We start from the raw sequence: 2,715 nt of genomic DNA, 5'->3' as shown, positions 1-2,715 counted from the left end.
TTAAATCAATGTGAATTACCTTAACTTCGATATAAGTAGTCAGACAGAATTAATTACACAATTTCATTGGGAATGAAACGAAGTGAAATGAAGCAATCGCCAGGGTTGTGATTGCTTCCCTTCCCTCTCAATGACTGTAAATATTTTTGTCTAATTACTTATTTAGGACTTATGCACGAGTCACGGAATAACGAACCACAGAGAACACAGAGAACACAGAGAAATGAGGGTTTGAGGAATATTTTGCGTAAGTCTTGATATTAAATCAATGTGAATTACCTTAACTTCGATATAAGTAGTCAGACAGAATTAATTACACAATTTCATTGGGAATGGAACGAAGTGAAATGAAGCAATCGCCAGGGTTGTGATTGCTTCCCTTCCCTCGCAATGACTGTAAATATTTTTGTCTAATTACTTATAGAACGTTAAAGCAATCTCATCAATTACAGGATGGTTTAATGCTGTTGTAGAGATTTTTCAGGAAATGTCTCTACAACGTAGTTTGCCTAAAGGATACCAGTTAAAATAAATTTATTCAACTGTTACCGACTTCGCCAAATTTCTCGGCTGATCCACATCCAAACCACGCCGCGCCGCAATGTGATAAGCTAACAACTGTAATGGAATCACCGTGAGAATTGGTGAAAGAATTTCTTCAACCTCCGAAACCGGAATTAAATCATTAAAGATTTCCGCCGCTTCTCCATCTTTTACAGAAGTTACACCAATTAAACGGGAATCTCTGGCTTTAGCTTCTTGGGCATTAGAAATTACCTTTTCATATACATTACCAGGAACAGCGATCGCCACCACCGGAACTTTCGCATCTAACAACGCAATTGGTCCATGTTTCATTTCTCCCGCTGGATAGCCTTCGGCATGAATATAGCTAATTTCCTTTAATTTTAAAGCCCCTTCTAACGCAATCGGAAAATTAATTCCTCTCCCAATAAAGATAAAATCTTTTGTTTCTGAAAAATCATGTACCAAATGTTCAATATAACGTTCTTGAGTTTCCAAAATCGCTTCAATTTCCCCTGGTAACTGCCGTAAACCCGTGAGAATTTCCTCAAATCTCGAATCACTAATCTCCTGACGACGATAAGCCAAATCTAACGCCAAAGCATAAAACGCCATCAATTGCGCTATAAAAGTTTTTGTCGCCGCTACACCAATTTCAATTCCCCCATGAGTATTGATAATATTCGCCACCATATTACCCAAACTACTTTCTGGGCGATTAGTAATCCCCAAAAGTCGCGCTTGATACTTAGATTCTTTCCCCTGTCGGCGTTCTTTTTCCATCGCCAAAGCCGCCAACGTATCAGCAGTTTCCCCAGATTGTGTCACCCCAATAGTCAGAGTATTAGCAGTTAACGGTGAAGGCGCATATCGAAACTCTGAAGCATATTGTACCTGAGTTGGAATTCCTGCCAACTGTTCTAATAAATATTTACCCACCAACGCCGCGTGCCAACTTGTACCACAGGCAACAATTTGAATTTGTTCTAAATCTGTGTAGAATTCCGCTGGTAAATCCAATTTCACCGGTGATTCCGCAGTAATTTGTCCATTCTCGAACCTTGAGAAATAAGCCTCTAAACAATCCCGCACCACCCCCGGTTGCTCATAGATTTCCTTGAGCATAAAATGTTTGAATCCCTGTTTTTCCACCATAATGGGATTCCAGTTCAGAGTCCGAGGATGCTTTTTCAAGCGATTTCCCGCAAAGTTATAGACTTCCACTCCTAAAGGAGTCAACCGAGCAATTTCGCCGTTCTCTAGGGACAACACAGCGCGGGTGTAAGGAACAATCGCCGGCGTATCGGAAGCACAGAAAAACTCACCCTGTCCAAACCCAATCACTAAAGGCGCTTGTTGACGAACTACAATCAACTCATCAGGGTAATCAGCAGAAATAGCCGCAACAGCATAAGCCCCCTCTAATTTACTTACAGCTTTTCGCACCGCGTCTAAAAACATCGAAGGGGAATTAGGATTTTCAGGAGTATGCTTTAAACACTCAGCAATCAAATGAGGAATTACCTCTGTATCTGTTTCTGAGCGAAATTCATGTCCTAGTGCCTTCAGGTGTTCCCGCAACTCTCGATAATTCTCAATAATCCCATTTTGCACCACAGCTATCCGCAACGCCGTATCTAAATGAGGATGGGCATTGTACTCTTCCGGTTTACCATGAGTTGCCCAGCGTGTGTGACCAATCCCTATTTGGGCGGGATTTTCGATTTGTTCCAGTTTAGAACGCAAATTGAGTAATTTACCCTTAGCCCGCACACAATGCACGTCACCTTCCAAAATAGTGGCAATTCCTGCCGAATCGTAACCTCTATATTCTAATTTCTCTAATCCAGCCAGTAAAATATCTGTCGCTGCCTGAGTGCCTATATATCCAACTATTCCACACATTGCTTAAACCACTCCGGTTTCAGGATAATTAAATTTTAAGTATAGTTGGTGGAATGAATAAGCCACCAGGGGATCGCGGGAAGGCTGGGAGCCGCGTCTCTTTAGAGCGCGGGGGAAAGCCTACCCGTGCGGTTTTAACCGCTTCCAATATTCTCAACCATGATGCGGGTCATTAAATCTTTTCAACATTTTATTTCTCTCTAACTAATCTTTTTAAGGCTGACGAAAGACTCATTCCCCAACCTTGGGCGATATCCTCAAGTTTCTTTCTTTCAGTTTCATCTA

At 41.5% G+C, this 2,715-nt stretch carries 1 protein-coding gene; it reads right to left on the bottom strand.

The features are described from left to right. Positions 1 to 534 precede the first annotated feature (534 nt). Complete coding sequence (gene glmS / locus IQ228_RS24430) at positions 535 to 2,430, bottom strand: glutamine--fructose-6-phosphate transaminase (isomerizing) (RefSeq protein ID WP_027402529.1); 1,896 nt, start codon at positions 2,428 to 2,430, stop codon at positions 535 to 537. Between the last annotated feature and the right edge of the window lie 285 nt (positions 2,431 to 2,715).

Source organism: Dolichospermum sp. LEGE 00246 (assembly GCF_015207865.1).
Taxonomy (GTDB): Bacteria; Cyanobacteriota; Cyanobacteriia; order Cyanobacteriales; family Nostocaceae; genus Dolichospermum; species Dolichospermum heterosporum.
This window is presented reverse-complemented; position numbering and strand designations above follow the sequence as displayed.